Raw genomic sequence first — 2,110 nt, forward strand, 5'->3', positions numbered from 1 at the left:
ATCCTTTTCGATGGATTATGGACAGGTGCTACCTGACCATTTCATTGTAAAGGATTTTTTTATGCCTGAACGATAGAAAGTCGGAAAATTATGAAGATTCAGAGAAAATTAATGCAACGCTAGTGATTTATGTATATAAATTTATTGTATTGGTTAAATTCGTATGGAAAGGGGTTATTAATAAATGGCTGTATCTAAAAAAGAACTATCCGATTTGGTTGAAAAATTATCTGATAAAGATGTTCCTTTAGTCGCTGATTTAATTTATCGGCTTATAAGTCATCCATTAGATTCAAATATACCTTATGATGATGAGCCGCTAACAGATAATGACATTAAAGCTATTGAAAAGGCTAGATTGGAATTTAAAAACGGTCTTACTATCAACCTAAAGGACATTGAAGATGAACTACGAAATTGATCTTAGTAGTGATTCTAGAAAGTATCTCTCTAAGTTAGATAGGCCAACAAGAAATAGAATTCTTGATCACTTGAAGATACTATCTGAAAATCCTAGAAATCCCGAATTAGACATTAAAAAACTTCAGGGTTATTTAAGCTTATTTCGTTTACGAGTTGGATCTTATAGAATTTTGTATACGATTGAAGATAATGTACTTATAATATTCGTTGTTACAATAGGTTCTCGTGGTGATGTATATAAGTTTTAAATGGCTACTCGAAAGAGTAGCTCATTTTTTTAGGTCTATATATGGGCGAGTAATTGCGTCTAACGTTGTTGTATCTTACGAACCCACACTACCGTAAAGGATCGTAAGGACTGGTCGCGACGATTAGTCAGCGTGCTTTGTCTGGCCGGATCCGCTTTTGCAGGTCAGAAGTCAAGCATGAAGCCATTAAACAGGAATCTCGATGCACTGCGGAACATACTGCCCATTGGATTGGTTCAACAATAAGGGGATTCCATGAAAAGGGCTAATAATAAAAAAATCCCACCCATGGGTAGGATTTAAATTTTAATTAAGTGTTAACAGTCTCAGCTTTTTAATTGAAGTGGGGGAGGGATGAGGCATCCCTTTTCTTAGCTCATTTTGAGTATTTTAACGCCTATTGTTGTTTTAATAGTATGATATTTAACAAATAAAGTGCCAATATCCTTTCTAACTGATTGGCTCATAACTTGGCTACAAGCAACCGCCTCTAAAGAAGCATCAAGTCCAATTTTCGCTGCTATTTCAGGGTAAGCAAATCTTGCGACGATAGGGATGTCTTCGAGTTTTACAGGTGGTCTTTCAGGCATCATTGGTGCGGGTGCAATTCTGTTGACCATGAGCAATGCATCGTATTCTTTAATCTCGAGCTTTGCCTGATCAATAAGATCGTCCAGTACTTTTTTTAGGTCTTTGTCGCCGGAGTGGTTTAAGAATGCTTGGTAGCAGGATACGGCGCCTTTGGTATTTTTTTATTTTGGACTGGATTATTGTATCCAGCTGTACAAAGTTAATGTAGCGAATATTTTATTATGTATCTCGATTTGCATGACGTTGAATGTTTAACTTATTCAGAGGAAAACGATAGATCTCAAAAAGTTTTTTGTGCAAATGGCTTATCGCAGAAAAGATCTGCAGCAACAAGTTCACTCCCAATCTTTCACTTATCCCTGCGGGTCTTAATTCAAGATTATTCGACAGAAACTAAGTTCGGAATAGAGTCTCAAGAATGGAAAACCTCCGGACTCGTTAGTAAACATAATAAATGACATAACCCGGTCGCCATGACTGGTGCCGGACATGAGTTGAATGGAATTTCTGGGCTTGGTTTCAAGAATGGAAAACAATTGCACTTGTAATGTTATAGTTATCATGGTAAATTGTTAACCCGGTCATCATTATTGTAGCCGGATATAATAGAATTGAATGCTAGGTTCGTAGGCCAATTGCAAGTATGGAAAAATTTGCACTTGCAATGCAATACCGAAACATGATATATTAATCGTCCGGTCTTTAAACAGGCTGGTTAAAAAAACATCATTGTCCTTTGAAAACTGAATCAACGAGTGAGTAAAAATAGAGAATGCAAGTTCTCGCCAGATGTAAAGAATGAGGCAACTCAAGTTCTACCTTAATGGAGAGTTTGATCCTGGCTCAGG

The 2,110-nt window shown here is 36.7% G+C and carries 2 protein-coding genes and 1 pseudogene; 2 read left to right on the top strand and 1 reads right to left on the bottom strand.

Annotation, left to right across the window (positions count from 1 at the left end; genetic code table 11):
• Positions 1-184: 184 nt before the first annotated feature.
• Together G9U52_RS38985 and G9U52_RS42045 are read left to right on the top strand one after the other, a co-directional pair.
• Positions 185-421: a hypothetical protein gene (locus G9U52_RS38985; protein ID WP_166158847.1), complete on the top strand. Its 237-nt coding sequence runs from the start codon at positions 185-187 to the stop codon at positions 419-421.
• A complete protein-coding gene (locus tag G9U52_RS42045) occupies positions 405-671 on the top strand; it encodes a type II toxin-antitoxin system RelE family toxin (RefSeq protein WP_166158849.1) in 267 nt (88 codons plus the stop codon). Before G9U52_RS38985 ends, G9U52_RS42045 begins: the two co-directional genes overlap by 17 nt.
• Before the next feature lie 371 nt (positions 672-1,042).
• On the opposite strand, the pseudogene G9U52_RS38995 reads toward G9U52_RS42045, so the two are convergent.
• Positions 1,043-1,414 (bottom strand): annotated as a pseudogene (locus G9U52_RS38995) (DUF3231 family protein); the annotation flags it as partial.
• Positions 1,415-2,110: the final 696 nt, after the last annotated feature.

The organism is Paenibacillus agricola (assembly GCF_011440305.1).
Taxonomy (GTDB): Bacteria; Bacillota; Bacilli; order Paenibacillales; family NBRC-103111; genus Paenibacillus_S; species Paenibacillus_S agricola.

Bases quoted from the DNA above. Each gene is read 5' to 3' on its own strand.
- G9U52_RS42045 (WP_166158849.1), top strand. From the start codon at position 405: ATGAACTACGAAATTGATCTTAGTAGTGATTCTAGAAAGTATCTCTCT.
- G9U52_RS38985 (WP_166158847.1), top strand. From the start codon at position 185: ATGGCTGTATCTAAAAAAGAACTATCCGATTTGGTTGAAAAATTATCT.